The following is a 26,293-nucleotide window of genomic DNA, read 5'->3' on the forward strand; positions in this document are numbered from 1 at the left end:
TCGCGCACTATTCGTCCGCATCCGCGCCAAGCAGCGCGTCGCCCAGCAGGCCGCTCGCCTGATCCCCCGGCAACGCTTCGACATCGCGCAACTTGCGGTTCATCACCCGCGTGCGCGTTTCCGCGGCTTCGATCGAACGCGTCACCGTTTCGAGCTGCGACTTCGTCTTCGCCAGCACGTCGCCGAACTTGCCGAACTCGGTCTTCACCGCGCCGAGCACCTGCCACACCTCGCTCGAGCGCTTCTCGATCGCAAGCGTGCGAAAACCCATCTGCAAACTGTTGAGCAACGCGGTGAGCGTGGTCGGCCCGGCAATCGTCACGCGGTAGTCGCGCTGCAACGTGTCGGTGAGACCGGGCCGGCGCAGGACTTCCGCATAGAGGCCCTCGGTGGGCAGGAACAGCAGCGCGAAGTCGGTGGTGTGCGGCGGCGCCACATACTTCTCCGCGATCGTGCGGGCCTCGGCGCGAATGCGCGCCTCCAGCGCTCGCGACGCTTCTTCGACCGCCAGCGGATCGGCGCGCTCCTGCGCGTCGATCAGGCGCTCGTAGTCCTCACGCGGGAATTTGGCGTCGATCGGCAGCCACACCGGCACCGCCTCGCCGCCCGCTTGATCCGCTTGCTGGCGCCCCGGCAGCTTGATCGCGAATTCGACGCGGTCGGCGCTTTTCGGCACCGTCGCGACGTTCTTCGCGTATTGATCCGCAGTCAGCAACTGTTCCAGCAGGGCTTCGAGCTGCACCTCGCCCCACGTGCCGCGCGTCTTGACGTTGGTCAGCACCTTCTTCAGATCGCCGACACCCGCGGCCAGCGTCTGCATTTCTCCGAGCCCGCGATGCACCTGTTCGAGACGGTCCGACACCTGCTTGAACGATTCACCGAGGCGCTGTTCGAGCGTGGCGTGCAGCTTCTCGTCGACCGTGCGGCGCATCTCTTCGAGTTTGGTCGCGTTGTTCGCCTCGATGTCCTTCAGGCGCTGCTCGATCGTCGCCCGCACTTCGGCAAAGCGCCGGTCGTTCGTCTCCATCAGTTGTCCGAGCTGCTGCGCGAAGCCGTCGATCTTGCCGTTCTGCAGCGTCGTCATGCTGGTGAACTGCGTGGCGAGCGTCTGCTGGAACTGCGAGAAGCCGCCGTTCAGCTCGGTTCGCGAGACACGCGCGGTTTCCTTGATCTCGCTGCGCAGCTCGCGCTCGAGACGCTCAAACGCACGCGTCTGCGCTTCGGCTGTCGAGCCGACGTGATCGCCCAGCTCGTCGAAGTGCGCCTGCAGATCGCTGTGGCGGCCGCCGCGCATCAGGACCAGTAAGGCAATCAGCAGCGCGACGGCCAGCACTCCGACCGCCGCGAGCAAACCGATCATCATCATGAACGCGCCTTGCCGATAACCTCAGGATTGATCGGGTTCGCCGGACGGCCGGCGTGCGGGCCTTCGCCCAAGGCGGCGATCAGGTTGTCGGCGGCGAGATTGGCCATCGCGCGCCGGGTCGCTTCGGTCGCGCTCGCGATATGCGGCGTCAACACGACGTTCGGCACGGTGAGCAACGCCGGGTTCAGCTTCGGCTCGCCTTCGTAGACATCGAGCCCTGCCGCTGCGATACGCTTCGCGCGCAGCGCCTCGACGAGCGCCGCATCGTCGACGATGCCGCCGCGTGCGATATTGGTCAGCGTCGCCGTCGGCTTCATCTGCGCGAGCTCCGCCGCGCCGATCGTGTGATGGTTCTCCTTCGTATACGGCAACACCAGCACAACGTGATCGGCCCGCCGCAACAGGTCCGCTTTCGACACATACTCCGCGTTCAACCCGGCTTCGATCTCCGGCGCGACCCGCGAGCGGTTGTGATAGATCACCTGCATGTTGAAGCCGCGAGCGCGCCGCGCCAGCGCCTGGCCGATACGGCCCATGCCGATCACGCCAAGCGTCGAGCCGTACACGTCAGTGCCGAGAAAGCCGTCATACGCCCACTTCTGCCACTGCCCGGCGCGCAGCCAGTGTTCGGACTCGGCGATGCGGCGCGCCGCAGCCATCATCAGCGCCCAGCCGAAATCGGCGGTGGATTCGTTGAGCACGTCCGGCGTATTGGTGCCGAGCACGTTCGCCGCGTTGAACGCGGCCATGTCGAAATTGTTGTAGCCGACCGCCATGTTCGACACCACCCGCAGGCGCGGTGCTGCCGCCAGCACGGCAGCGCCGACCGGGTCGCCGGCCGTCAGCGCGCCGTCCTTGTCGGCGAGCCGCCGCGTCAGTTCGTCGGCGCCCAGCACCTCGCCGTTGTTCCAGTCGACCTCGAAATACTGTTTGAGGCGTTCGATCACATCCGGAAAGATCGGACGGGCAACAAGGATCTTCTGCATTGCATTTCTCCGAATAGCGCAGCGGTACCGTCTGCGGCGCCGCCGTCATCAACCGCCAAAAGTTAGAAGAACAGCCAGGCGGTCACCAGAAACACCGGCATGAGGATAGCGGCCGACCATGCCAGATAGCCAAAGAAACTCGGCATGCGCACGCCGCGCGACTCGGCGATCGCCTTCACCATGAAGTTCGGCGCATTGCCGATATAGCTGTTGGCGCCCATAAATACCGCGCCGGCCGAGATCGCAGCCAGCGTCGTGGCGCCTTTGGTCATCAAGGTTTGCGCATCGCCGCCGGCCAGATTGAAGAACACCAGATAGGTAGGCGCATTGTCGAGGAACGACGACAGCAAGCCGGTCGCCCAGAAGTACATCGCGTCGTGCGGCTGGCCGGACGCGTCGTTGACCAGATGCACGATGCCGGCGAACGCGCCCGCATCACCGGCGCGCAAAATCGTGATGACCGGCGCGATGGTAACGAAGATGCCGGCGAACAGTTTCGCCACCTCTTCGATCGGCGCCCAGTTGAAGGCGTTGCCCTCGCGCGCCGCACGCGGCGTCACCGCCAGCGACAGCAGGGTGACACCGATCAGCGCCAGATCGCGCAAAGCGTTTTGCAGCGCGACGTGCGTGCCGAAGACGTTGAACTCGATGCCCGGTTTCCACAAGCCGCTCATCAGCACGAGCGCAATCACGATGGCGAGCAGGATGAAATTGATCTTGCCGTCGATGCCGAGCAGGGGCGTATCCGGCGTGGGGTCGAGAAACGGCGAGCGCTCTTCTTCGCGGCGATGGAAATAGTACGAATCGAGCGCGTAGAACGTCACAAGCAGCACGCCGCACACGAACAGCATCGGCAACGCCAGATGCGCGGTGGTCCAGAAAAAGCCCACGCCGTTGAGAAAGCCGAGAAAGAGCGGCGGGTCGCCAAGCGGCGACAGCGAGCCGCCTGCGTTGGCGACGAGAAAGATGAAGAACACGACCACGTGCACGACGTGCTTGCGATTGTCATTGGCGCGCAGCAGCGGACGGATCAGCAGCATGGCCGCGCCGGTCGTGCCCATGATGCTCGCGAGCGCCGTGCCGAGGGCGATGATCGCCGTATTGGTGCGCGGCGTGCCGTGCAGATTGCCGCGCACGCAGATGCCGCCGGCCACGGTATAGAGCGCGGTCAGCAGCACAATGAACGGCACGTACTCTTCGAGCATCGCGTGAACGAAAGAGCCGAACGCGACGCCGGCGCCGAAGGTCGCCGCGAACGGCACGAGAAACACGAGCGCCCACGCCGCCGCGATCTTGCCGAAATGGTGATGCCAGAAGGTCGGCGCGACGAGCGGAAATACTGCAATGGACAACAGCACGCCCGCAAACGGCAAGCCCCACCACGCCGGCAACGTCGCGCCGTCGAGTGTTGCGGCCGACGCCAGTTCGGGCCATAGCGCCATCGCGGCGACGAGCCCCATGCTCGTCCACGCGGCATGTCGCTTCATATTCGGATCCTTGTGTTGTTACAGGCTAATACGGGCTAAGTGAAGCGCGCCTCAAAAGGCACGCTGGAGACAAAGGAGGTAGATAAAACCAGTTGGCCGTGGTTCACGCGCCGCGCACGACAATCGCGTGAACCCGGTACGGCCCGTGCGCACCGAGCACGATGGTCTGCTCGATATCGCCGGTACGCGACGGTCCGGAGACGAAGTTGACCGCGCGCGGCAGTTCGCCGCGTTCGGCGCGAATCAGGTCGAACGCCTCTTCATGGCCGGCGACGATACGCGAGGCCGGCACGATCGCAATATGCGTTTCGGGCAGCAGACCGGCGGACGCATAGGTTTCCGGGCCGGACAACAGCACCAGGGTGCCGGTCTCCGCCGTCGCGCAGAAACAGCCGGTGATACCTACCACGTCGCTATCTTCCGGCTTGCGGAACGCCACGGTGAGACCCGCTTCGGCCCAGTTGATATCCTGCAGCGTTTGCCACGCAATCGCGTGGACCGGCAGGCCATGCTGCGCGAGATAGCGCTGCGCGGCAGCCGGCACGTCGCTCATGGCTGCGACGCTCTCGACGGTAGTGGCCATCTTCTGCGCTTCGTCGATAAAGCGTGCGGCGAGATCCTCCGGCATGGGCGGCCGCGGACCTTGCGGATGGCGTGCGAGATAGTCGGCCACGGCCTCATGCTCGGAAGCGGCCGGCTCGGCTTCGCGGCCCTGGGCTGCGCGAATGCGCGCCAGGATGTTGCGGCGGGCGATCGATGTATCCATGGGCCGAATCCTCGCGATTGTCTCGTTACGATAGCCGGTGCGGCATCGCGAGGATTATACCGGCCACTTCACGCGCGAACACCCGGCCGGATGGCCAGGGCGGGCTACGGAACAACGCCCGCTGCAGCGCTTACTTCGAGACTTCCTCGTCCGGCTGTTTGATGCCGAACACCTGGCGCAGATAGGCGAGATAAGCCTTGTCCTCGCACATGTTCTTACCCGGCGAGTCGGACAGTTTGGCGACCGGCTGGCCGTTGCAGCGAACCATCTTGATGACGATCTGCAGCGGGTTGTAGCCGAGGTCGTTGGTCAGGTTGGTGCCGACGCCGAAGGCGAGCTTGCAGCGGCCGCGGAAGCGTTCGTACAGTTGCAGGACCTTGGGAATGTCGAGCGCGTCGGAGAACACCAGGATCTTGGTGCGCGGGTCGCAGCGGTTGGCCTCGTAGTGCTTGAGGAGCCGCTCGCCCCAGTCGAACGGATCGCCCGAATCGTGGCGGGCGCCGTCGAACAGCTTGCAGAAGTACATGTCGAAATCGCGCAGGAAGGCTTCCATGCCGTACACGTCGGACAGCGCAATGCCGAGGTCGCCGCGATACTCCTTGGCCCACATCTCGAAGCCGTAGGTCTGCGAATCGCGCAGGCGCGGCCCGAGCGCCTGGCAGGCCTGCAGGTATTCGTGCGCCATCGTGCCGAGCGGCGTGAGGCCATGCTTCATGGCGTAAAAGACGTTGCTCGTGCCGGTGAACTGTTGGCCGAGGTCGTCTTTGAGCGTCAGGATCACCTCTTCGTGCCAGCGCTTCGAGAAGCGGCGGCGCGTGCCGTAGTCGGCGATCTTGCAGTCCGCGAATTCGGGGCGCGCGCCGAGCAGCTTGATCTTCCCGGAGAGACGCTCGCGGCCTTCGCCGTAGGCCGGTTCGCGCTGCGTGTTGCGGAAGTAGACCTCGTTGACGATCGCCAGCACCGGGATCTCGAACAGGATCGTATGCAGCCACGGGCCCTTGATGTCGATTTCGATTTCGCCGTTGCCCTTCGGCGACGGCGTGACCGAGATGTACTTCTCGTTCAGATGAAACAGCGCAAGGAACTCGATGAAATCGCCCTTGATGAAGCGCATGCGCCGCAGGTAGTCGAGCTCGTCGTCGGTGAAGCGCAGCTCGCACAGCTTGCGCACTTCGTCGCGAATCTCGTCGATATACGGCACGAGATCGACATTCTGGGTCCGGCAGCGGAAGCGGTATTCCACGCTCGCGGCAGGGAAATGATGCAGAACGACCTGCATCATCGTGAACTTGTACAGATCAGTATCGAGCAGCGAAGTAATAATCATGATGGTGCGAACCGGACTGCAGCTAAAACGGAAGGCCCGACAGGGCCCATGCGCCTGCGGCACGCCCCGGCGCGCCGACCGTACGCATGTTACCCGAATGCGCACGGCTGTACGGCGCTGACGGGCTTGCCCGCGGGACCATAAACTAATCACGAAAACGTCTAAACCGGGCGGCTGGCTCCTGCATATGCCACTTGACGTTACGTTACAATACCGCTTTTGGCGTTTCGCCTCCCCCGATACCGCATGCAGGAGCTGCCTGAATGACTCACGTTGTGACCGAAAGCTGCATCAAGTGCCGCTATACCGATTGCGTCGATGTGTGCCCGGTGGACTGCTTTCGCGAAGGTCCCAACTTCCTCGCGATCGACCCCGATGAGTGCATCGACTGTGCTGTGTGCGTCGCCGAATGTCCGGTGAACGCCATCTACGCCGAAGAAGACGTGCCGGGCGACCAGCAGGAATTCATCGCGCTGAACGCCGATCTTGCCAAGAACTGGCCGAGCATCACCAAGACCAAGGCCCCGCTGCCCGAGGCCGACGAGTTCAAGGACGTGAAGGAAAAGCTGGCCCTGCTGGCTCGCTGAGCGCCCAGGGGGTGCTGACGGCCGGCCAGACGCACGCTGCGGCGGCGTCCCGGCTCAGTGATGGACCATCCCGGCTCAACCGGTTCGAATGAATTCGACATGAGTCCGGGGTATTGACAGGCCTTGGAGCACCCCCTACAATTTTGCTTCTCTGCTGTTGTTGTTCCCCGATAGCTCAGTCGGTAGAGCGCCGGACTGTTAATCCGTAGGTCCCTGGTTCGAGCCCAGGTCGGGGAGCCAAGAATTGCAAAGGCCCGTTAACCAAAACGGGCTTTTTTATGTAAAGGTTGTATTGCTGTTCCTCGATAGCTCAGTCGGTAGAGCGCCGGACTGTTAATCCGTAGGTCCCTGGTTCGAGCCCAGGTCGAGGAGCCAAAGAATTCGAAGGCCCGCATCCGTGCGGGCCTTTTTGTTTTTGCGCTTCCTGCGCCAGCACGCGCGAGGCGAGCACTCTCCTCTTCAGCCCGCTGTCTCGCGGACTGTCCCAGCGGCACCCACCCGCGTCATGCTTGCCGTTATACGATGACGTTTTCCCTTCGCGATCATTCCGCTCTACCGATGAACTCCATCCTGTTGCGTGTCACGTTTGCCCTTGCCGCCACGGCCTTGCTCAATCCACTCGCACATAGCGAGGAAGTGGGCAGCGTCAACACCAATTTCCACGTGACCGGCTCAGATCGCGTAGTGGTCGAGGCCTACGACGACCCGCTCGTTCAGGGCGTCACCTGCTATGTGTCACGGGCCCGCACCGGCGGCATCAAAGGCACGCTCGGCATTGCGGAAGATCCGACCGAGGCGTCGATCGCCTGCCGCCAGGTCGGCGCCATCAAGTTCACCGGGCCGCTCAAGCAGCAATCCGACGTGTTCTCCGTCAGCATGTCGCTGATCTTCAAGACCCTGCATGTGGTGCGCATCGTCGATCCGAAGCGCAATGCGCTGATCTATCTGACCTACAGCGATCGCGTCGCCAGCGGCAGCGCGAAAAACAGCGTGAGCGCCGTGTCGATGCCGGCCGGCACCACCATCCCGCTCCGCTAAAAGCCGCTCGTGCGGCGACACCCGGAACACCCGCTCCGCGCTAAACTGGCAGGCCGAGCTCGAGTTTCATCATGACCGTGACCCGTTTCCGCGATTCCGCCCGCTACTGGCGCACGCCGCTGTTGCCCGGCGCGGATCTGCTCACGGCCGAATATCACGATCACGAGTTCTCGCCGCACTGGCACGACGCGTACACGATTCCCGTGATCGTCGCGGGCGCCGAGGGCTATCGCTATCTGGGCACGGACTACATCGCCGAAGCGGGCAGCGTGCCGATCATCAACCCGGGCGAGCTGCACACGGGCGCACGGGCCATCGAGGAAGGCTGGCGCTATCGCGTGCTGTATGCGCCGGTGGATTTCACCCAGCAGCTCGCCAACGATGTCGCGGGTCAACCTCAAGCGCTGCCGTGGTTCGAACCCGGCGTGATCCGCGATCTCGACCTCGCCCAGCGGCTCGCGCGGGCGCACCGCCTGCTCGAAGCACAAGCCGATCCGCTCGCGGCCGAGGCCGCGATGCTCGACGCCCTCTCGACACTGCTCGTGCGCTATTCGGGCAACCAGACGAAGCCCGCGCGGCTCGCCGCCGACGACACGCGTGTAGCCAGCATGAAAGAGCGCCTGACCGGCGACCTCGCCGCCCCGCTGCAACTGGCCGAACTGGCGGGCGCCGTCGGCTTGTCGCCATTCCATGCCGCGCGCCTGTTCGCCCAGGCCACCGGTTTGCCGCCGCACGCGTGGCGCAATCAGGTCCGGCTGCAACGCGCACTCGCGCCCTTGCGCGCGGGCGTCTCCGTCACCGAGGTGGCGGCGGCCAGCGGCTTCACCGATCAAAGCCATTTCACCCGGCACTTCCGGCGCATGTTCGGGGTGCCGCCGGGACGCTGGCAGTCGGCCTGAACGAAGAGCCGCGCAAGCGCCCCGCGCGAGCCACCCAGCCACAACCGGCGCAGACGCCCCGACGCCGAACCAGGCCGCCCTTTCATCCCACCGCAAGAACGTACAAGCCCTTCATACCCCGCCGCCGTTATGCTCGGTGGACCAAGGAGGCAAGATTGACTGATCCCAAGCACCCGGCCCGATTCGCCGAACTCACCGCCGGCGCGCGCGACATCATCCCGATGATGGTCGGCGCAGCGCCGTTCGGCGTGATTTTCGGCACACTCGTCACGTCCGGCCCGCTGCACCTGTGGCACGGGCAATTGATGTCGCTCGTCGTGTTCGCCGGCTCGGCGCAGTTCATCGCGCTTGGCCTGATTGCCAGCCACGCGAGCTTTGCGGTGGTGTGGGCCACCACGCTCGTCGTCAACCTGCGCCATGTGCTGTATAGCGCCACGCTCGCGCCGTACGTCTCGCATTTGCCGCTGCGCTGGCGCCTGGCGCTCGGCGGCGTGCTCACCGACGAAGTCTTCGCGGTCGCCTGGGCACACTACCGGCACCACCCTCCCGGCTCGGTAAGCCCGTACTACTTCCTCGGCGCGGGCCTCGCCATGTACCTCAACTGGCAGATCTGGACGGTGGCCGGCCTGCTGTTCGGCGCGGCATTCCCTGGACTGCAGTCGCTCGGGCTCGATTTCGCCATGGTCGCCACTTTTATCGCGATCGTCGTGCCGCAGCTCGTCGCGCTGCGCTATTTCGCCGCCGCCGTCACGGCCGGCGCACTGGCGTTCTTCTGGCAGGCGTGGCCGTACAAGCTGGGCCTGCTCGCTGCCGTGCTGGCGGGGGTCATGGTCGGCGTGCTGCTGTCGCGTCCCAGCCCGCAGCGGCGCACCGTGGAGGTGACCTAATGAACTATGTCGCGCTGATCCTCGGCATGGCGCTGATCACGTGGATGATCCGCGCGGCCGTGTTCGTGCTGGGCGACCGGCTGGTGTTCCCGCCGCTCGTGCGCACCGCCCTCGGGTTCGTGCCGGTGACGGTGCTGACCGCCCTGATCGTGCCGATGGCCGTGTCGCCCCACGGCGGCGGCGCCGAGCTGACCTGGCGTAACCCGCAACTGGTCGGCGCGCTCGCTGCGGTTGCAGTCAGCGCCCTGACGCGCCGGCCGCTCCTGACTATCGCCGTCGGCCTCACGGTCTTTTTCGTCTGGCAAGGCGTCGTGCTCAAATAGAGCCCCTCGAGTGTGTCGACTGGAGTGAGCGCCTTAGCGCTTACTCTGGTCCCATAGCCCTGACTCCAATCCCATACAAGACGGTTGCCGAGCGGCGCTCTCAGCCTTGTGCAGCGCCGCAAGCGGCGCCGCCCCCGCGGCAAAAACACGCCGCGCCCTCAAGTTTTACCCTGGTTCGCCGTTATGCAGTCGAGGTCCGCTCGTCGGGAAGCGACTCCCGCTGGTTACGCGGCAACAAGCAGGATCAACCGCGTCGAGCATCGATGCCGCCCTGTCACGGGGGCTGTTCGCAGAAGGCGGCACTTTTGCGGTGCAACGCGGGAGGACCAAACGGGATAAGACATGGGTCAAATAACCCTTTCACTCAAAGACGAAACCGTCGCCAATTTGCGCAAGGATTTCGACGCTTTTTTGCGCGTCTCGCTCAAGCTCGACCCGCAATTCGCCACGCCGTCGTTTGAGGACTTTCTGCGCGCCAAGCTGCTCGACAACATGGTGCCGCTCACCGAGCACGCGGTGAAGCGGATGTTGCAGGGCGGCCAGTACGCGTGGGCCAAACGCACGCTGGACAAGGAATTCCCGGATGTGGTCGCGATCCTGATGCAGCAGGCGACCGAATTTGGCTTTGGCTTCGCGTCGCGCTCCGAATGGACGCCCGAGGAGCTCGCGAAGCAGTGCCACGACTGGGCGGCCGCGATCGTCAAGGAATCGGAGGGCGATGCCTCGCTGGTGGACCCGCTCGCGGCCCAGATCAAAGGTGCGGCTCAGGACATCCAGACCCTGGAAGAATTGATGCAGACGCCGGCGTGGCGCCTCGTCGAATCGCTGCGGCAGCGGGTGTATGAAGCAAAGGTGGCCTGCGAGACCAGCATCGGCAGCACGGCGCGCGAAAAACTCGGCGAACTGCGCGGCTTGCTGCGCCTCGGCATCTCTCACGGCTCGTTCCAGAAACAGGAAGCGCAGCAGATCATGGAATATCTGCGCCTGCTAAAGCCGGAAATCTTCGTGGAAGAGCCATACGATATCTTCTCGCGGCTCGCCGCATGGCTGCGCAACTTCTTCACGCCGCTTCCGCGGCAGCAGGCGCCGCAGCAACAACCCCGCCAGTCGCGTTAGGCGGCGCGGCGTCGGGCCGCGCCTGATTGACCGGGAGACCGGGAACGGCAGGCGAACCCGCCGTCCAGGCGTGCCATGCTTAGTGCTTGACGTCCGAACTGTCGTCCTGAGCCGGTGTCTGGCCCTGCATGTTCATCTTCATTTCGTTGTTGGCGGTTTGCTTGTCAGCCTTGCGGTTCAGCTTGGCGTCGCGGACCTGCTCCTTGTACTGCGCCTTGGCCGCAGACTGCTGTTCCTTCAATTGCGCCGTCGACGCCTTCTTCGAGGCGCGATACTCGGCATTAGCCTTCGCGTCGGCATCGCGCTTTTGCACCAGCGGATCGGTCGAAGCCGGTGCCGTCAGGCGCTGCGGAGCCGGCTGGACGCCTTGCGCAGCCGGGGCTGCGGTGTCGGCGCCCGGCGCTGTCATCTGCTGACCGGCCGCAGCGGCATCCGGTTGCGCAGTGGTCTGCGCAACCGCGCCGGTAGCGGCAAAAGCGGTCAGGGCGGTACCGATCAGAAGCGAACGAATCTGAGTCATAGAGCTATCCTCTCTGAAATTGTTGTCGGGACAAGGGTGCAAGCGCTTAGGGGCTGATGCAGTGCTGCAGCGGCGGGCCGCCGTCGGCGCTGCACCGGTTGCCTTGCACCCGGTCTGCTGTCACCCGCCGCTTTATGCAGCAGGTGTTCTACAGACCGTCACTTTACGAGTGAGGTTCTCGACAAACGCCCCCCGTTACGCAACGTTTCTTTTTCTAACAACGAGATAACATTTACCTTCAGTTATCCCCTTCCTCCTTGAATGGGCCTGCAGGCGGGCTTCTGGCTTATCATGCGAACCCCGTTACTCCTGCCGCAATCGCCATGCCTAATCTCGATTTCACGCTGACCGGCGACTACGTCGAACTGCACAATCTCCTGAAAATAACGGGTCTGGCCGATAGCGGCGGCTCCGCCAAGCTGATGGTCGCCTCGGGCGCCGTGACTGTGGACGGTCAGGTCGAACTGCGTAAAACCTGCAAAATACGCGCGGGCCAAGTCGTTCTGCTTGGCGACACGCGAATCGCCGTGCACGAGGCCTAGCACCGCAGCAGTGCACTGTGCGCCCGGCGCCCTTATTGCCCTTGCCGCCGCCACGCCGCCTTCCTGCCGGTTCGGCAAAAATCCGCACCAAAAATGTGCTTACAGATCGACAACAGCACGCCTACACAATAAGCTGTCTGTTTTGACAGAAAACGCCGCGGGCGCCGCCCGCATCGTGTCCCGTTCATGACCCAATCCGGCCTCTCCCGGGTGGCCGCCCCGCCGCCTACCCTCTCGCGCCACGCTGCCGACACCGCCCGCCTCGCCGCCCCGCTCGCCATCGCCCAACTGTCGCAGATGGCAATGGGCGTCACCGATACGATCCTGCTCGGCTCGCTCGGCCCCGATGCGCTGGCGGCCGGTGGCCTCGGCGCCAACCTGTTCTTCGTGGTCGTCACGTTGCTGCAGGGCGTGCTGACCTCGGTGAGCGTCAGCGTCTCGCACGCCCGTGGCGCCCAGGCCGAGGACCGCGTGCCGCACATCTACTGGACCGGCTTCGTGATGTCGGTGCTGCTGTCGATTCCCGCCTTCGCGCTGCTATCGTTTGCCGCGCCGATCCTGCTCGCCTTCGGCGAACCGGCGCCGCTCGCGCACAACGTCGGCGAGTACGCCTCCGTGCTGCGCTGGGGCGCGCTCGGCAGCCTGATCGGCATCGGCCTGATGCGCTCGTTCCTGCCGGCCATCGGCGCGGCGAAGCGGTTGCTGTGGGTGTCGCTGGCGGGCGTTTTCGTCAACGGTTTCCTGAACTACGGCCTGATTCACGGCGCGTACGGCCTGCCGCGCCTCGGCTTTCTCGGCTCGGCATGCGCCACCACGATCACGGTCTGGATGACGGCGCTGGTGCTGATGGCATGGCTGCATCTGCGGCCACGCTATCGCCATTTCGTCACGGCAACGCGGCCGAAATTGCCGTTGATGGGCGAGCTGTTCGGCATCGGCTGGCCGGTCGCGATCACCTATGGCGTCGAATCCACGCTGTTCCTGGCCACCGGCCTGATGGTCGGCCTGCTCGGCGAAGCCCAACTCGCGGCGCACCAGATTGCGCTGAACGTCGCCTCAGTCGCCTTCATGGTGCCGCTCGCGATCGGCCAGGCGGCCAACGTGCGGGTCGGCTACTGGTCGGGCGCCGGGCAGCCGCTCGCGGCACGGCACGCCGGTTTCGTCGCGATTGCGCTCGGCGTGGCCTTCATGTCGCTGTCGGGACTCGTGCTGATCCTCGCGCCGCACTGGATCGTCGGCCTCTATCTGCATCTGGACGATCCCGCCAACGCGGCCACGGTCGCACTCGCCAGTTCGCTGCTCGGCGTGGCGGCCGTCTTCCAGATTGTCGACGGCATGCAGACGGTCGGCTCCGGTTGCCTGCGCGGCCTGAAGGACACCCGCGTGCCGATGCTGGCCGCGGCGTTCGGTTACTGGGGCATCGGCTTTCCGACCGGCTACACGCTGGCGTTTCACTTCGCGCTGGGCACCAGCGGTTTGTGGTGGGGTCTCGCGGCCGGTCTAGCGAGCGTCGCGCTGCTGATGACGCTGCGTTTCCACAAGCTCAGCCTGCGCCGCGTGCCGCCCGCGCCCCCGTCCGTCTCGCGGCCCTCGGCATGACGCAGGCCGAGGCGCCTGGCTGCGTCGTTGCCGCACAGTCCAACCCGGCGAGCTAAGCAAAGCAGGTATCGTTAGTTGGTGCGCGCCACGCTGCGCGATACGATAAAGCCGTCTTCCTGACACTCCTTCCTCTGACGGGGAACGAAACTGGGTTTGAGCCCGCGCACTGCGCGGGTTCTTTTTTTCCGGCTTCGCTTCAAGTGCCGGCAACGCGTTCGCGCGGACGGTAAAATACGCGCCGGTTGCCTCACAGACCCACCCCGGTCGTCCCGCTTGCCACCACGGCCCGCCGCGTCCCATAAGGGCGCGCACCGCCTCACGGCCAGTGATCCGCTGCCCATCGTTCGCCGCACCGCGTGCCGAACCACGGGCTGCGGCGTCGGCGCAGAGCCGCCGCCGCAGCCTTGCCGGCATGCACACGCGCGCATCGCCATTCAAAAACAGAACCAAGGACCTCCTGACATGCTTGCCCGGGTTACCCGTCTCTTTCCGCTGTGGGCCGTGCTGGTCTCGCTCGCCGCCTATTTCTCGCCGGCCTCGTTCAGCCCTATCGCGCCGCACGTCACCACGCTCTTGACGATCATCATGCTGGCGATGGGCGTCACCCTGTCCGTCGACGATTTCAAGCGCGTCTTCACGCGACCCGCGCCGGTCGTCGCCGGCATCGTGCTGCACTACCTGGTGATGCCGCTTGCGGCATGGGCGATCGCCAAGGTGCTGCACATGCCGCCGGATCTCACGGCCGGCATGGTGCTGGTGGGCAGCGTCGCGAGCGGCACCGCGTCGAACGTCATGATCTATCTGGCGCGCGGCGACGTGGCGCTGTCTGTCACGATCAGCGCGCTGTCGACGCTGGTCGGGGTGTTCGCCACGCCCTTGCTCACGCGACTCTATGTCGACGCGTCGATCGCCGTCGATGTGCACGGCATGCTGATGAGCATTCTGCAGATCGTCGCGCTGCCGATCGTCGTGGGTCTCGTGATCAATCATCTGTTCGGCAAGCTGGTGCGCGCGGTCGAGCCCATTTTGCCGCTGGTCTCGATGATCGCCATTTTGCTGATCATCGCGGCGGTCGTGGGCGGCACGCAGAAGAGCATTGCCTCGGTCGGTCTCGTGGTGATGCTCGGCGTCGTGCTGCACAACGGCATCGGCCTGCTCGGCGGGTACTGGGGCGGCCGGCTGCTCGGTTTCGACGAAGCCGTGTGCCGCACGCTCGCCATCGAAGTCGGCATGCAGAACTCCGGTCTTGCCGCCACACTGGGCAAGCTGTATTTCTCGCCGCTCACTGCCTTGCCGGGCGCCTTGTTCTCCGTGTGGCACAACCTCTCGGGGTCGCTGCTGGCCGGTTACTGGGCCGGCCGCCCCGCCAGAGGCTCCACGCATCCGGATGGCGCAGTCGCGTTCAAGGCCGAACGCGGTTGATGCGCAGTTGATTCAAGGTTGATGCACGGCTGATGTCACGCCGCGCGCTCGTCGGCGACGGGAGCGCGGCGATCTGCACAGCAATCCGTTTCTCCGCGGGTGTTTCCATCGAACGCATTGTTCGCATAACGAATGATCCGGTTCGTACCGCCAGGACGGAAGGCCTGCACCGGCCAGCCCGGCCCGCTGACGGCCTCGTCTGCACTCACTCGGCCGGCATCCACGCGACCTGCGCTCGTCGCGAACCTGTCCGGTCAATTCCCCTTAGAATGCGTTGCTCGACAGAGCACAGATGCATCGGCCGCGTACCTTTAGCGTTCAGGCGTGCGCAAACCGAATCCAGCGGAGAAATAGCGTGCCGACGTACGACAGCAACAGCATCGCGTCGCAAGATCATCAGGCAACCGCAGAGATGGCAACGGCCGCGCGCCATTGCGCGCGCACGCTCTCCAGCACCAACATCGGCATCGGCATCGGCATCGGCATCGGCATCGGCAAGCGTTGCCTGGTTCTATACGCATTAGCGGCAGTTCTAACCGCCTGCGCCAGCAGGCCGCCGGCGGCCGCGTTCGATCGTCCGGTCACCCATGCGCTGCCGGCCCTCACGACGACCGCGCTCGGTACCGCTCTCGCCCCCATCGAGCAGGCGCACCCTGGCGAATCGGGCTTTCGCGTGCTCTCCAACGGCACCGAAGCGCTGCAAATGCGCATTGCCCTTGCCCGCGCCGCGACCAGAACGCTCGACATGCAGTACTACATCGCCAACGAGGACACCACCGGCAAACTGCTGCTAGGCGCCGCGCTCTACGCGGCCGATCACGGCGTGCGGGTGCGCATGCTGGTCGACGATCTGAATTTCAAGGACATCGACGACGTCATGGCCAGTCTCAACTCGCATCCGAATATCGAGGTCCGCGTCTTCAATCCGTTCGGCAGCACGCATCGCAGCGTGTTCGAGCGCACCACCAATCTGTTCACGAAGCTCGACCAGTTCACGCGCCGCATGCACAACAAGGCGATGATCGCGGACAACCAGGTGGCGATAGTCGGTGGGCGCAACCTCGGCGACGAATATTTCAGCGCGAGCCCGACGCTGCAGTTCCGCGATCTCGACGTGCTGGCAGCCGGCCCGATCACCGCGGACATCTCGGCGAGTTTCGACGAGTACTGGAACAGCAGCGGCGCGTATCCGTTGCGTGCGCTGAACCATCAGCGCTTCTCGCCGCAGGAACTGGACGCCACGCGCGACGCCTTGCGGGCGCACTGGCGCGCCACCGCCGATCCGTACAACGCGAAGCCGCTCAATGCGACGCCGCTCGCCACGCAGATCGCCAACGGTCAGCTCGGCCTCACCTGGGCCCCGGCGGAGTTCAAAGCCGACACGCCAGGCAAGATCGACCAGCCATCGCCCGATTATGTGAGCCCGCCGATGCAGCGGCTCGTCGAATTGACGAAGGACGCGCAGACAGAATTTCTCGTGATATCGCCCTACTTCGTGCCGCACGATGCCGGCGTGCAAGCGCTTGCGCAACTCACGCAGCGCGGCGTACGGGTGGCGGTTCTGACCAATTCGCTCGCCGCCACCGACGCCATTGCCGTGCAGGCCGGCTACAGCCCGTACCGCGTGCCGCTGTTGCAACACGGTGTGGAGCTTTACGAGTTCAAGCCGGAACAACGCAGCGCACGCGTCTCGGTCGGGGGCTCGAGTTCGCGTGCCAGCCTGCATGCGAAGACTTACGTAATCGATCGCAAGATTCTCGTCATCGGTTCGATGAACCTCGATCCGCGCTCGGCGCACCTGAACACGGAACTGGCGCTGGTGATCCATAGCCCCGCGCTCGCCGGCGAGGTCGCCGCCCTGTTCGACCGCGCCACCGCGCCCGAATCGAGCTACCACGTGACGCTCGCCACTGCTGCGCAACTCGCCGGTCTCAGCTATATCGGCGCGCCGGGCGCGCAACTCGAATGGACCGACAAGGAGGACAACACATGGCGTACCTATCACGCCGATCCGCAAGCCGGTTTGTACCGAAACCTGCTGACGGGTCTATTCTTGTTACTGCCAGTCCAGGGGCAGCTTTGATGCGCCAGATCCAGCGCTAGCGGCGCTGCCGCGCGCTAGCCGAACCACGCAGTGATCCACGTAACCCTTTAATCGAGTTAGGAGCGGAGTCGACCATGACCGAAGACGTACGAATGGAGCGCGACACATTCGGCGAGATTGCCGTGCCGAATGCCCAGTTGTGGGGGGCGCAAACGCAGCGCTCGCTGCAGAATTTCCGTATCTCGACGGAGAAGCAGTCGCCGGAGCTGATTACGGCGCTCGCCGTCATCAAGCGCGCAGCCGCCGAAGTCAATCTGGGCCTCGGCGTACTCGACGAGAACAAGGCGAAGGCCATCATGCAGGCTGCCGACGAGATCATCGACGGCAAGCACCCCGGCGAATTTCCGCTGGCGGTCTGGCAGACCGGTTCCGGCACGCAGAGCAACATGAACCTCAACGAGGTGATTGCGAACCGCGCGAGCGAGCTGCTCGGCGGCGAACGCGGCGAAGCGCGCAAAGTGCATCCGAACGACGACGTGAACCGCGGCCAGTCGTCCAACGACGTGTTTCCGACCGCCATGCACGTGGCCGCCGCGTACGCCATCGTCAAGCAACTGGTGCCGGCGTTGAAGACGCTGCGCGACACGCTCGACGGCAAGGCAAAAGCTTTTGCCGGCATCGTCAAGATTGGCCGCACGCACTTGCAGGATGCGACGCCGCTCACGCTCGGCCAGGAATTTTCGGGTTATGTCGCACAGCTCGACCACGGCATTCGCCACGTCGAAGCGGCGCTGCCGCATCTGTACGAACTCGCGCAAGGCGGCACGGCGGTCGGCACCGGGCTGAACGCGCATCCGCAATTCGCGGACAAGGTCGCGGCGGCGATCGGCAAGCTGACCGGCCTGCCGTTCGTGTCGGCGCCCAACAAATTCGAAGTGATGGCCGCGGCCGACGCGCTGGTATTCGCGCACGGCGCGCTGAAGACGGTGGCCGCCAGCCTGATGAAAATTGCCAACGACATCCGCTGGCTCGCCAGCGGCCCGCGCTGCGGGCTCGGCGAACTGTCGATTCCGGAGAACGAACCGGGCAGCTCGATCATGCCGGGCAAGGTCAATCCGACCCAGTCCGAGGCCATGACGATGCTGTGCTGCCAGGTGTTCGGCAACGACGTGGCGGTGAACATGGGCGGCGCGAGCGGCAACTTCGAACTGAACGTGTTCCGTCCGATGATTGCGCACAACGTGCTGCAATCGATCCGCCTCATCGCCGACGGCGCGCACAGCTTCAACGACAACTGCGCGGTGGGCATCGAGCCGAACCGCGAGCGCATCGACACGCTGCTCAACGAGTCGCTGATGCTGGTGACGGCGCTCAATCCGCACATCGGCTACGACAAGGCTGCCAAAATCGCCAAGCAGGCGCACAAGGAAGGCACCACGCTGAAGGCGGCGGCGCTGGCGCTCGGGTTTGTCACCGAGCAGCAGTTCGACGAGTGGGTGCGGCCGCACGACATGGTGGGCAATCAGGCGGGCTGAGGCTGCGTCAGCCCCGGCGCAATCCGCAAGCAACCAGGGCCGCGTTCTGCGCAAGGAGAACGCGGCCCTGAGCGTTGGGGTGCTGGCTCAAGGGGGCGACCTAGGATGCCAGCCTGGCGTGCCTGCTTGGGGTGTTAGCGTGACGTGCCGGTTTGAACACCAGCCTAGGGTCCGCTTTCAGCGCCGGACCTCAGGCGTTACCCGCTCAAATCTTGCCCTTGGCCACTTCTTCCGGCTTGAGTTCGACGATCGCGTCGAGCGCTTCCTTCACATCCAGCGCGTACTTGGCGAGACGCTTCTGTTCGTCGCTCTCCGGCACGTACGCCGGCACGGGCACCGGATGGCCGTTCTCGTTGACGGCCACCATCACGACCAGGCAGTCGGTGGTCTGCATCAGTTCGCCGCCCTTCGGATCGCCCGCCTGCACCGACACGTGAATGTGCATGCTGGTGCGGCCGGTATTGACGACCCGGGCGCGCAGTTCGACCAGATTGCCCACGAGGATCGGCCGGCGGAAGCGGATATTGCCGACGCTCACCGTCACGCAATAGCGCCCCGACCAGACCGCGGCACACGCATAGGCGGTCTCGTCGATCCACTTCATCAACGCGCCCCCGTGCACCTTGCCGCCGAAGTTCACCGAGGTGGGTTCGGCAAGAAAACGGAAAGTGGTTTCGGAACGGTCCAGCGGCGCAGCGGAAGGGGTGCTCATCTTGACTCCGGTCAAACAATGTGTCGAAAGGAGCCGATTATACGAGTGCAATTTTGACTACGCAGTGCGATGAGACCCGGTAATTCTGTTTTGCCGTCAACAACAGCGGGCCGGCACGGCGTTTCATTTGTGATAGGAAATGCCTTCGTCGATCGTGCCGTACATCGTGATGCCGCTCGAATCCGCGCTCGGCGGGGACGAACCGCCCTGTGCGCAAGCCGCGCACAACAGCAGGGTAGCGGCGATAGCAAGCAGGAATTTCATGACCGCGCGTTTTCCGGAAGACAGGATTCGATTCTAGCCTGGCGGCGCCGGGCCACGCACAAGCCTCACGCCTTGCACGGCTCCGGCTCGCTTCGAGCGTCCGATGGAGGCGATGGCTGCATTCGACGATTCACGCTAACCTGAAACATCGAATCCCGCAGCCCGCTACAGTGAACACGATGGCGAACGCTCGAGCCGCGCCGTAACCGCTTTGCATGGGAGCCCCATATGCCCGCCCCGCTTTCCGACGAACAGAATCACTTTCCCGGCCTGAGCCGGATCGGCGCGCTGCTCGCCGACCCCGGCCGGGCCGCCATGCTGTGGGCGCTGATGGACGGCAGCGCGCGCCCGGCCGGCGAACTGACCATGGTCGCGGGACTGTCGCCTTCCGCGGCCAGCGCGCATCTGGCCCGCCTCACGGAAGGCGGCCTGCTGGCCGTCGAGGTGCGCGGCCGGCACCGCTACTTCCGGATTGCCTCGGCCGATATCGCCGCCTCCATCGAAGCGCTCGCCAATGTCGCCCAGGCAAGCGCGCCACAGCGCACGGCGCCCCGGCCCGCGCGCACCGTGCCGGTCGACATGCGTTACGCGCGCACCTGCTACGACCACATGGCGGGCGAACTCTCGGTGCAGCTCTTCGAACGGATGCTCAGTCACGAGTTGCTGACCCTGCACGGCACTGCGCTCGAAGCGACGCCGGCGGGCGCCTCGCGGCTCGCCGCGTGGGGCATCGACGTAGCCGGGCAGCAGAGCCGCCGGCGCCGCTTCGCCTGCACCTGTCCGGACTGGAGCGAGCGGCGGCCGCATCTGGGCGGCGCGCTCGGCGCGGCCCTGCTCGAAACGTGGTCGGCGCACGGCTGGGTGGAGCGCACCGACCGGCCGCGCATCCTCCGAATCACGCCGGCCGGTCATCAGCATTTCAATGATTTTTTGACGAACTGATCGTCAAGCCGCTACGCCAGGCATTCAATTTCATTACAAGCCGGCCATTTAACACTTTTTGTTACACGAGAGGTAAGGGGGCTTACAAATGTGGGGGCCTTGAAACAGGCCCCAGAGATAGAGTGTTTTCACGGATGCAACACAACCACGTGTCCGCAAGAGAGACAACATGAAAACGCTCACCGCACCACACCGCTCAATGCGCCGCCCAACGGGTTATACCCTCATCGCCGCGGCGGCATTCATGCTCGCCGCTCAGGCGTCCCTCGCCCAGCAAGCGCCCCCGGATAACGCGCCCGCCGCGACCCAGAACAGCGTTCAGACCGATCCGCCGGGGCGCGTAGCGCGCCTGAACTACACCTCGGGCGCCGTGACCACGGAACCCGCCGGCGCCACCGACTGGGCCTACGCGCAGATCAACCGGCCGCTTACCACCGGCGACCAGCTCTGGGACGACCAGAACGCGCGCGCGGAAATGCACATCGGCTCCACTGCCGTGCGGCTCGGCGAATCGACCAGTCTCGACGTTCTTAACCTCAACGACACCAGCGCCCAGTTGAAGGTCGCACAAGGCACGCTGTCGACGCATGTGCGCGAACTCGCGCCGGGCTCGACTTATGAAATCGACACGCCGAATCTCGCGCTCGGCGTCAACGGCCCCGGCGACTACCGCGTCGACGTCGCGCCGGACGGCAGCAGCACGACCGTCACCGTGCGCAGCGGCAGCGCCACCGTGTATGGCGACAACGGCCAGGTGCCGATCGCCGCCGGCCAGCAGATCCGCTTTGCCGGCACGGCCTTGCAGCAGGTCGCGGACAACGCCGCACCGGGCCTCGACGGCCTCGATCAATGGGCCGCCGGGCGCGACGCCGAGGAAGACCGTTCGGTGTCGGCCCGCTATGTGTCGCGCGACATGCCCGGTTATCATGATCTCGATGCCAACGGCACGTGGCGCAGCAGCCCGCAGTACGGCGAAGTGTGGGTGCCGAACGCGGTGCCGACGGGCTGGGCGCCGTACCACGACGGTCACTGGGTCTGGCAGGCGCCTTGGGGCTGGACCTGGGTCGACGATGCACCGTGGGGCTTCGCGCCGTATCACTACGGCCGCTGGGCGTATGTCGACGACACGTGGGCATGGGCGCCCGGCCCGGTGGAGGTCGACGCACCGCCGGTCTATGCGCCGGCGCTGGTCGCCTTTGTCGGCGGCGGAGACAGCTCGTTCAACTGGGGCGTGAGTCTCGCGATCGGCGGGGTGGCCGCCGCAGGCGTGGCGTGGTTCCCGCTCGGCCCGGGCGAACCGTGGCACCCGCGCTGGGGTGACTGGAGCCCCGGATACTACAACCGCGTGAACAACTACAACCGGGTGAATATCACGAACGTCAACAACGTGACGAATATCACCAACATCAACAACATTCACAACACCTATATCAACTATCGCGCGCCGGGCGCCGTCACCGCCGTGCCGGCGACCGCCTTCGTGCATGGCCAGCCGGTCGGCCGGTTCGCCCAGAAGGTCGACCCCGCGCAATGGCATAACGCGCAGATCAACCCGGGCGGCCCCGGCATCGCGCCGGTGCGTCAGAGCTTCGAGTCCGGCATGCGCAATGCGAACTATCGGCCGCCCGCCGCGGTGACGGCCCGCCCGGTCGTGGCGACGCGCAGCCCAGCCGTGCCGCCGGCCTATCACGACACGCTCGCACAACGCTTTGCGCAAGGCGGCGGTCGGGTACCGGGCGCGGGCGATCCGATCGTGCGCACTTCGGTGCCGGCGCATTTCGCCGGTGCCGAGTCCCATGGCGCACCGGTCGCGGCCGCGTCGCAGAACGTCAGGGTGGTCCAGGCCAATTCCCCGCGCATGGAGCAAGGCGCCGCACCGCATGTCGCCCAGGGCGCCGTGCGGGAGGGCGAACCGGCGGCCAATGGCGTCCGTCCGAATCTCGGCGGCCCAGGCGCGGCGCAAGCGGCACAGGTCCCGCACGCAATGCCCGAGCAGGGCCGGCCGGGCACGCCTGGCGCGCCGGCTCAGATGGCCGCTCAAATGGCCAATGAGCGCGCCCAGCAACGCCCGCAGAACAACGGTGTGCCGCGTCCGCCGCAAGCCGCGGGCGCTGCGCCGAACGGCTTTGCGCAACAACACGGCGGCGCGCAGGCGCCTGGTCAGCAGACCGCCGCCGAAGCCCGCCACGAGCCCGCCTGGACCCAGCCGCATACGCCGATGGCGCTGCAGGCCCAACAGAACCCACAAACGCAAGCGCACGGTGCGCCTCAGCAGGCCGCCACCCGTCAGCCGTTCGCGCCGCAAGGCGAGCCGCAGAACCGTCAGCAGCCGGGCAGCTTGGCCGCGCAACAAGAAGCGCAGCAGCATGGTGTGCCGCACCCGGCGGAAAACCCGTCGATCGCGCAACGCTCGCCCGAGCAAGCCCAACGCGCACCGGCGTTCGGCGCAGCGGCGCAACAGCAGCCAGGCCAGGCGCGTGCAGCGGAGAATCGCCCGCAAGAGGCTCAACAGGCGCCGCGTCAGGAGTTCCACCCGCAGCCACAGCCGCAACCACAAGCTCAGGCTCAGCCGCATCAGGAGCCTCGGCCACAGCCGGTCCAGCAGGCACAACGTCAGGAGTTCCATCCGCAACCGCAGCCGCAGCCACAAGCTCAGGCCCAGCCGCGTCAGGAGCCTCGTCCGCAACCGGTCCAGCAGGCACAACGTCAGGAGTTTCATCCGCAACCGCAAGCTCAGCCGCGCCAGGAATATCATCCGCAGCAGGCCCAGCAAGCACCGCGTCAGGAGTTCCACCCGCAACCGCAAGCTCAGCCGCGTCCGGCGCAGCAGGCTCAACAGCCGCGGCCACAGCCGCATCCGGAGCAGCATTCGAGCAGCGGCGGCCACGACGACCATCGCAAGGGCTAACAGCGCCGTCACCAACGGCACTCGACGGCGGCCGGCAAGGAAGAGACGAGGACGACTCATTGCACTAACAGCTCACCAGGCCACCCGCGCCTTCGTCCCTTCAGGGCCAAGACTCGGCCCGGCCCGGTATGTGGCCCGGTTTGCAGCCCATCAACCGGCCAACAAAAAGCCCACGCATTTTCTTCTGCGTGGGCTTTTTTATTGCAGCGTGCTACAGGTACAGCGCACTGCAACGAATCAAACCGCCATCGGCGCGGTAAGCGGCTCGTGATGCCGGTAGCCGACCAGCGAAAAATCCTCCGGCTCGATTTTCTCGAGCCACTCGGGCTCGTACACGCCGGTTTTCGCGTACTCCGGCACCCGCTCTGCAATCGCCAGTTGCGGGCTCTCATACGGCTCGCGGCCGATCTGCCGCTGCAGCATGTCGAGCTGGTTTTCGTAGATGTGGGCGTCGCCGATGAAGTACGTGAACCAGCGCGGCGTATAGCCGGTCAGCCGGCCGACCAGATGCAGCAGGGCCGCCCCTTCGGTCAGGTTGAACGGTGTGCCGAGGCCGACGTCATTGCTGCGAATGTACAGGCATAGCGAGATTTCCCGGCGGGCGGCATTCGGCAGGAACTGATACAGCAGGTGGCACGCCGGCAACGCGATTTCCTCCAGCACCGCAGGGTTCCACGCATGAAACAGAATGCGCCGGTCGGCGGGGTTCTGCATGATCGTATCGAGGCACTGGCGCAACTGGTCGATCGCCTTGTATAGCAGCACCTTGCGGCCGCCGTCTTCCACGAATTCGGTGACCACCCGATAGCCGCGCCCGGTCGCATCCGCGATCCGAGCATCCGCCGACGCATCGAGCACCTTGTACGCCGGCCACTTGCGCCATTGCACGCCGTACACGTCGCCGAGGTCGTCCGGACCTTCGCGATACGGATTGGCCAGCCACTGCGGGTTCTGATTGGCGTTCGCGTCCCACACCTTGCAGCCGAGATCGCGGAAGTCCGCCGCGCTGCGCGAAGCGCGCAGGAATCCGACCAGTTCGCCAATCGCAGATTTAAAGGCGAGCTTCTTGGTGGTGACGGCGGGGAAACCCTGCTGGAGATCGAAGCGGAGCATCGCGCCCGGCATGCTGATGGTGCGGATGCCGGTGCGGTTCTCCTGCCACGTGCCGGTGTCGAGAATCGAGCGGACGAGGTCGAGATATTGTTTCATTCGGGTTCCTTCGGCCCGGCGCCGGGCGCTCAGGACTTTTTGCGACAAAACCCGATTCTAACAAGCGCGGACGACCGCTGCGCCGACGCGCTTTTTCTGCTGTAGAACCGCCTGCCTGCGAACACCGGCACCCTGTCTGCCCAAACCGCCCAGACGCGCTGCTGCACGTACCTCCGCCGCTCAGATATGCGGCACGGTGGCGGGCTCGGCATGCGCGGCAATCGGTTCGCCTTCCATATGGCGCATGCCGTGCGCGCACAGCAAACGGTACAGCGTGACCCGCGAGATGCCCAGTTCCTGCGCCGCGTCGCCGAGGCGGCCGCGATGACGCAGCAGCGCCAGTTCGATCGCCTGGCGCTCCGCCGCTTCGCGCGCCTGAGCGAGCGACACCGGCACGATCTCCACGTATTCCGCGAGCTCGAGATCGCGGGCGGTGATCGCGCGCCCTTCCGACATCACGATGGCGCGCCGCACCCGGTTGATCAGTTCGCGCACGTTGCCCGGCCAGCTATAGTTGTGCAGCGCGGCGATCGCATCGGGTGCGAACCCGCGCAGACGGCGGCTCGCATCTTTTCTGAAACGTTCCAGCATGTGCCGCGCAAGTAGTTCGATATCCTTACCTCGTGCGCGCAACGGCGGTTCGTCGATCTGCAGCACGCACAGCCGGTGATACAGGTCCGAACGGAAACGTCCTTCGATCATCGCGGCATTCATGTCGACGTGGGTAGCCGAGATGATCCGCACGTCGACATCCACCGCACCGTGGCCGCCGAGGCGCTCCACCTTGCGCTCCTGCAGGAAACGCAGCAGGCTCGCCTGGCTTTCGAGCGGCAGATCGCCGATTTCGTCGAGAAACAGTGTGCCGCCGTTGGCCGCTTCGACCCGGCCGATCTTGCGCTGGTTGGCGCCGGTAAAGGCGCCCCGCTCATAGCCGAACAATTCCGATTGCAGCAGGTGCGGCGGAATCGCGCCGCAGTTGATCGGCACGAACGGCGCCGTGCGCCGCGCCGAGCGCTCGTGGATCGCCACCGCGGTGAGTTCCTTGCCGGTGCCCGATTCGCCCGAAATGAACACCGGTGCGTCGGTCATCGCCACCTTGCGGATCGAGCGGAACAGCGCGAGCATCGCGTCGCACGAACCGACCATTTCACCTTCGGTGCCGTTCGGCGTGCCGTCGTTGGAAGCGGGCTCGCCGAGCGAGATCATGCCGTAGGCGTGCCCCACCGAGTCGACAATCCTGTCGCCCGAATAAGGCACCGTTACGTAATCGAAACAGTAGTCGCGCACGAGCCGGCGCAAGGCCGCGTCCTGCAGTTGGCCGGGCATGGTGGCCGCGACCCAGCCGACGTTCGGCATGGTCAGGCAAGATTCGAACGCAGCGATCTCGTGCTGCTGGAAATGGCTCGACAGGTCGAGCAAGCCGCCCGCTGCCATACCGGCGCGAACGGCGCGGCGCACGTCGCGCGCCGAACCGACCACTTCGACGTGCCAGCCACGCTGATTAAACCTGGTATTCAATTCCGCGCTAGGGTCACGCGAAACGTAAATCAGTTGCCGCGTTGCGGGTTCCATTATTCAGATCCTCTCGTCAACGAACGTTAAGGATGACGGCACGTACCTGAACATGTTTCAGACACGCTGACCCACTTCGGGATTCGCGCATAGCAAATACCGAACGGCCATTCCATTCCGTGCGGACAGCTGATCCCCGAAAAGCGGCGTGTGTGATTGAGACGGCCCAACCTCGGGCTTTTTTTAAATGCGGACTCTGTTTTCGAGAGCTTACTATACGCGCGCCGCTTCGAAAACAAATA

Annotated in this window: 23 protein-coding genes and 2 tRNA genes; 15 read left to right on the plus strand and 10 right to left on the minus strand. The window is 65.1% G+C overall.

The genetic code is table 11. The features are described from left to right. Window positions 1-7: 7 nt before the first annotated feature. The 5 genes from AC1ECK_RS13290 to pncB form a co-directional block, all read right to left on the minus strand. The gene (locus tag AC1ECK_RS13290) at window positions 8-1,363 is read right to left on the minus strand and encodes a DNA recombination protein RmuC (RefSeq protein WP_480320126.1); all 1,356 of its coding nucleotides are present in this window, start codon (window positions 1,361-1,363) and stop codon (window positions 8-10) included. Next, window positions 1,363-2,352, minus strand: coding sequence for a 2-hydroxyacid dehydrogenase (locus AC1ECK_RS13295; RefSeq protein ID WP_480319719.1), 990 nt, complete (start codon window positions 2,350-2,352; stop codon window positions 1,363-1,365). Before AC1ECK_RS13295 ends, AC1ECK_RS13290 begins: the two co-directional genes overlap by 1 nt. Before the next feature lie 62 nt (window positions 2,353-2,414). Beyond that, window positions 2,415-3,839, minus strand: coding sequence for a sodium:proton antiporter (locus AC1ECK_RS13300; RefSeq protein WP_480319721.1), 1,425 nt, complete (start codon window positions 3,837-3,839; stop codon window positions 2,415-2,417). 103 nt (window positions 3,840-3,942) lie between these two features. Further along, window positions 3,943-4,605 (minus strand): LutC/YkgG family protein, encoded by a 663-nt coding sequence (locus AC1ECK_RS13305; protein WP_480319723.1) that lies wholly within the window; start codon window positions 4,603-4,605, stop codon window positions 3,943-3,945. Between the two features lie 130 nt (window positions 4,606-4,735). Continuing rightward, window positions 4,736-5,932, minus strand: coding sequence for a nicotinate phosphoribosyltransferase (gene pncB / locus AC1ECK_RS13310; protein ID WP_480319725.1), 1,197 nt, complete (start codon window positions 5,930-5,932; stop codon window positions 4,736-4,738). A 263-nt stretch (window positions 5,933-6,195) separates the two neighbouring features. On the opposite strand from pncB, the gene fdxA reads away from it, so the two are divergent. The 8 genes from fdxA (at window position 6,196) to AC1ECK_RS13350 (ending at window position 10,782) form a co-directional block, all read left to right on the plus strand. Continuing rightward, window positions 6,196-6,519: a ferredoxin FdxA gene (fdxA, locus tag AC1ECK_RS13315; RefSeq protein WP_480319726.1), complete on the plus strand. Its 324-nt coding sequence runs from the start codon at window positions 6,196-6,198 to the stop codon at window positions 6,517-6,519. 164 nt (window positions 6,520-6,683) lie between these two features. Beyond that, window positions 6,684-6,759 (plus strand) — tRNA-Asn (locus AC1ECK_RS13320). A gap of 59 nt (window positions 6,760-6,818) precedes the next feature. Beyond that, window positions 6,819-6,894 (plus strand) — tRNA-Asn (locus tag AC1ECK_RS13325). 183 nt (window positions 6,895-7,077) lie between these two features. Further along, window positions 7,078-7,557 carry a CreA family protein gene (locus AC1ECK_RS13330; protein ID WP_480319728.1) on the plus strand — a complete coding sequence of 160 codons (480 nt, stop codon included), beginning with the start codon at window positions 7,078-7,080 and terminating at the stop codon, window positions 7,555-7,557. A gap of 71 nt (window positions 7,558-7,628) precedes the next feature. Then, window positions 7,629-8,456: an AraC family transcriptional regulator gene (locus AC1ECK_RS13335; protein ID WP_480319730.1), complete on the plus strand. Its 828-nt coding sequence runs from the start codon at window positions 7,629-7,631 to the stop codon at window positions 8,454-8,456. A gap of 221 nt (window positions 8,457-8,677) precedes the next feature. Next, on the plus strand, window positions 8,678-9,343 hold the full coding sequence (locus tag AC1ECK_RS13340) for an AzlC family ABC transporter permease (protein ID WP_480320128.1): 666 nt from the start codon (window positions 8,678-8,680) through the stop codon (window positions 9,341-9,343). Continuing rightward, window positions 9,343-9,666 (plus strand): AzlD domain-containing protein, encoded by a 324-nt coding sequence (locus AC1ECK_RS13345; RefSeq protein WP_480319732.1) that lies wholly within the window; start codon window positions 9,343-9,345, stop codon window positions 9,664-9,666. The genes AC1ECK_RS13340 and AC1ECK_RS13345 overlap by 1 nt, the downstream gene beginning before the upstream one ends. A 342-nt stretch (window positions 9,667-10,008) precedes the next feature. Further along, window positions 10,009-10,782, plus strand: coding sequence for a DUF4088 family protein (locus AC1ECK_RS13350; protein WP_480319734.1), 774 nt, complete (start codon window positions 10,009-10,011; stop codon window positions 10,780-10,782). Window positions 10,783-10,861: 79 nt separating this feature from the next. Here AC1ECK_RS13350 and AC1ECK_RS13355 read toward each other — a convergent pair whose 3' ends face one another. Continuing rightward, entirely contained in the window at window positions 10,862-11,302 is a 441-nt protein-coding gene (locus AC1ECK_RS13355; RefSeq protein ID WP_480319736.1) for a hypothetical protein, read from the minus strand. Window positions 11,303-11,625: 323 nt separating this feature from the next. On the opposite strand from AC1ECK_RS13355, the gene AC1ECK_RS13360 reads away from it, so the two are divergent. From AC1ECK_RS13360 to fumC, 5 genes are all read left to right on the plus strand, one after another. After that, entirely contained in the window at window positions 11,626-11,844 is a 219-nt protein-coding gene (locus tag AC1ECK_RS13360) for an RNA-binding S4 domain-containing protein (RefSeq protein WP_074265967.1), read from the plus strand. A 186-nt stretch (window positions 11,845-12,030) separates the two neighbouring features. Next, window positions 12,031-13,443: an MATE family efflux transporter gene (locus AC1ECK_RS13365; RefSeq protein ID WP_480319738.1), complete on the plus strand. Its 1,413-nt coding sequence runs from the start codon at window positions 12,031-12,033 to the stop codon at window positions 13,441-13,443. 462 nt (window positions 13,444-13,905) lie between these two features. Next, window positions 13,906-14,865: a ketopantoate/pantoate/pantothenate transporter PanS gene (panS, locus tag AC1ECK_RS13370; protein WP_480319740.1), complete on the plus strand. Its 960-nt coding sequence runs from the start codon at window positions 13,906-13,908 to the stop codon at window positions 14,863-14,865. Between the two features lie 355 nt (window positions 14,866-15,220). Further along, complete coding sequence (locus AC1ECK_RS13375; RefSeq protein WP_480319742.1) at window positions 15,221-16,948, plus strand: phospholipase D-like domain-containing protein; 1,728 nt, start codon at window positions 15,221-15,223, stop codon at window positions 16,946-16,948. Between the two features lie 95 nt (window positions 16,949-17,043). Then, window positions 17,044-18,444 (plus strand): class II fumarate hydratase, encoded by a 1,401-nt coding sequence (fumC, locus tag AC1ECK_RS13380; RefSeq protein WP_480319744.1) that lies wholly within the window; start codon window positions 17,044-17,046, stop codon window positions 18,442-18,444. 205 nt (window positions 18,445-18,649) lie between these two features. On the opposite strand, the gene AC1ECK_RS13385 is transcribed toward fumC, so the two are convergent. Next, on the minus strand, window positions 18,650-19,156 hold the full coding sequence (locus AC1ECK_RS13385; RefSeq protein ID WP_480319746.1) for an acyl-CoA thioesterase: 507 nt from the start codon (window positions 19,154-19,156) through the stop codon (window positions 18,650-18,652). Between the two features lie 123 nt (window positions 19,157-19,279). After that, complete coding sequence (locus AC1ECK_RS13390; protein ID WP_480319748.1) at window positions 19,280-19,420, minus strand: hypothetical protein; 141 nt, start codon at window positions 19,418-19,420, stop codon at window positions 19,280-19,282. 228 nt (window positions 19,421-19,648) lie between these two features. On the opposite strand from AC1ECK_RS13390, the gene AC1ECK_RS13395 reads away from it, so the two are divergent. Continuing rightward, on the plus strand, window positions 19,649-20,362 hold the full coding sequence (locus AC1ECK_RS13395) for an ArsR/SmtB family transcription factor (RefSeq protein WP_480319750.1): 714 nt from the start codon (window positions 19,649-19,651) through the stop codon (window positions 20,360-20,362). Between the two features lie 169 nt (window positions 20,363-20,531). Further along, window positions 20,532-23,270 (plus strand): DUF6600 domain-containing protein, encoded by a 2,739-nt coding sequence (locus AC1ECK_RS13400; protein ID WP_480319752.1) that lies wholly within the window; start codon window positions 20,532-20,534, stop codon window positions 23,268-23,270. A gap of 237 nt (window positions 23,271-23,507) precedes the next feature. On the opposite strand, the gene AC1ECK_RS13405 is transcribed toward AC1ECK_RS13400, so the two are convergent. Together AC1ECK_RS13405 and AC1ECK_RS13410 are read right to left on the minus strand one after the other, a co-directional pair. Further along, window positions 23,508-24,479 (minus strand): thymidylate synthase, encoded by a 972-nt coding sequence (locus AC1ECK_RS13405; RefSeq protein WP_480319754.1) that lies wholly within the window; start codon window positions 24,477-24,479, stop codon window positions 23,508-23,510. 180 nt (window positions 24,480-24,659) lie between these two features. Beyond that, window positions 24,660-26,051, minus strand: coding sequence for a sigma-54 dependent transcriptional regulator (locus tag AC1ECK_RS13410; protein WP_480319756.1), 1,392 nt, complete (start codon window positions 26,049-26,051; stop codon window positions 24,660-24,662). Window positions 26,052-26,293 lie beyond the last annotated feature (242 nt).

The organism is Paraburkholderia sp. SSBN10T, assembly GCF_056619545.1.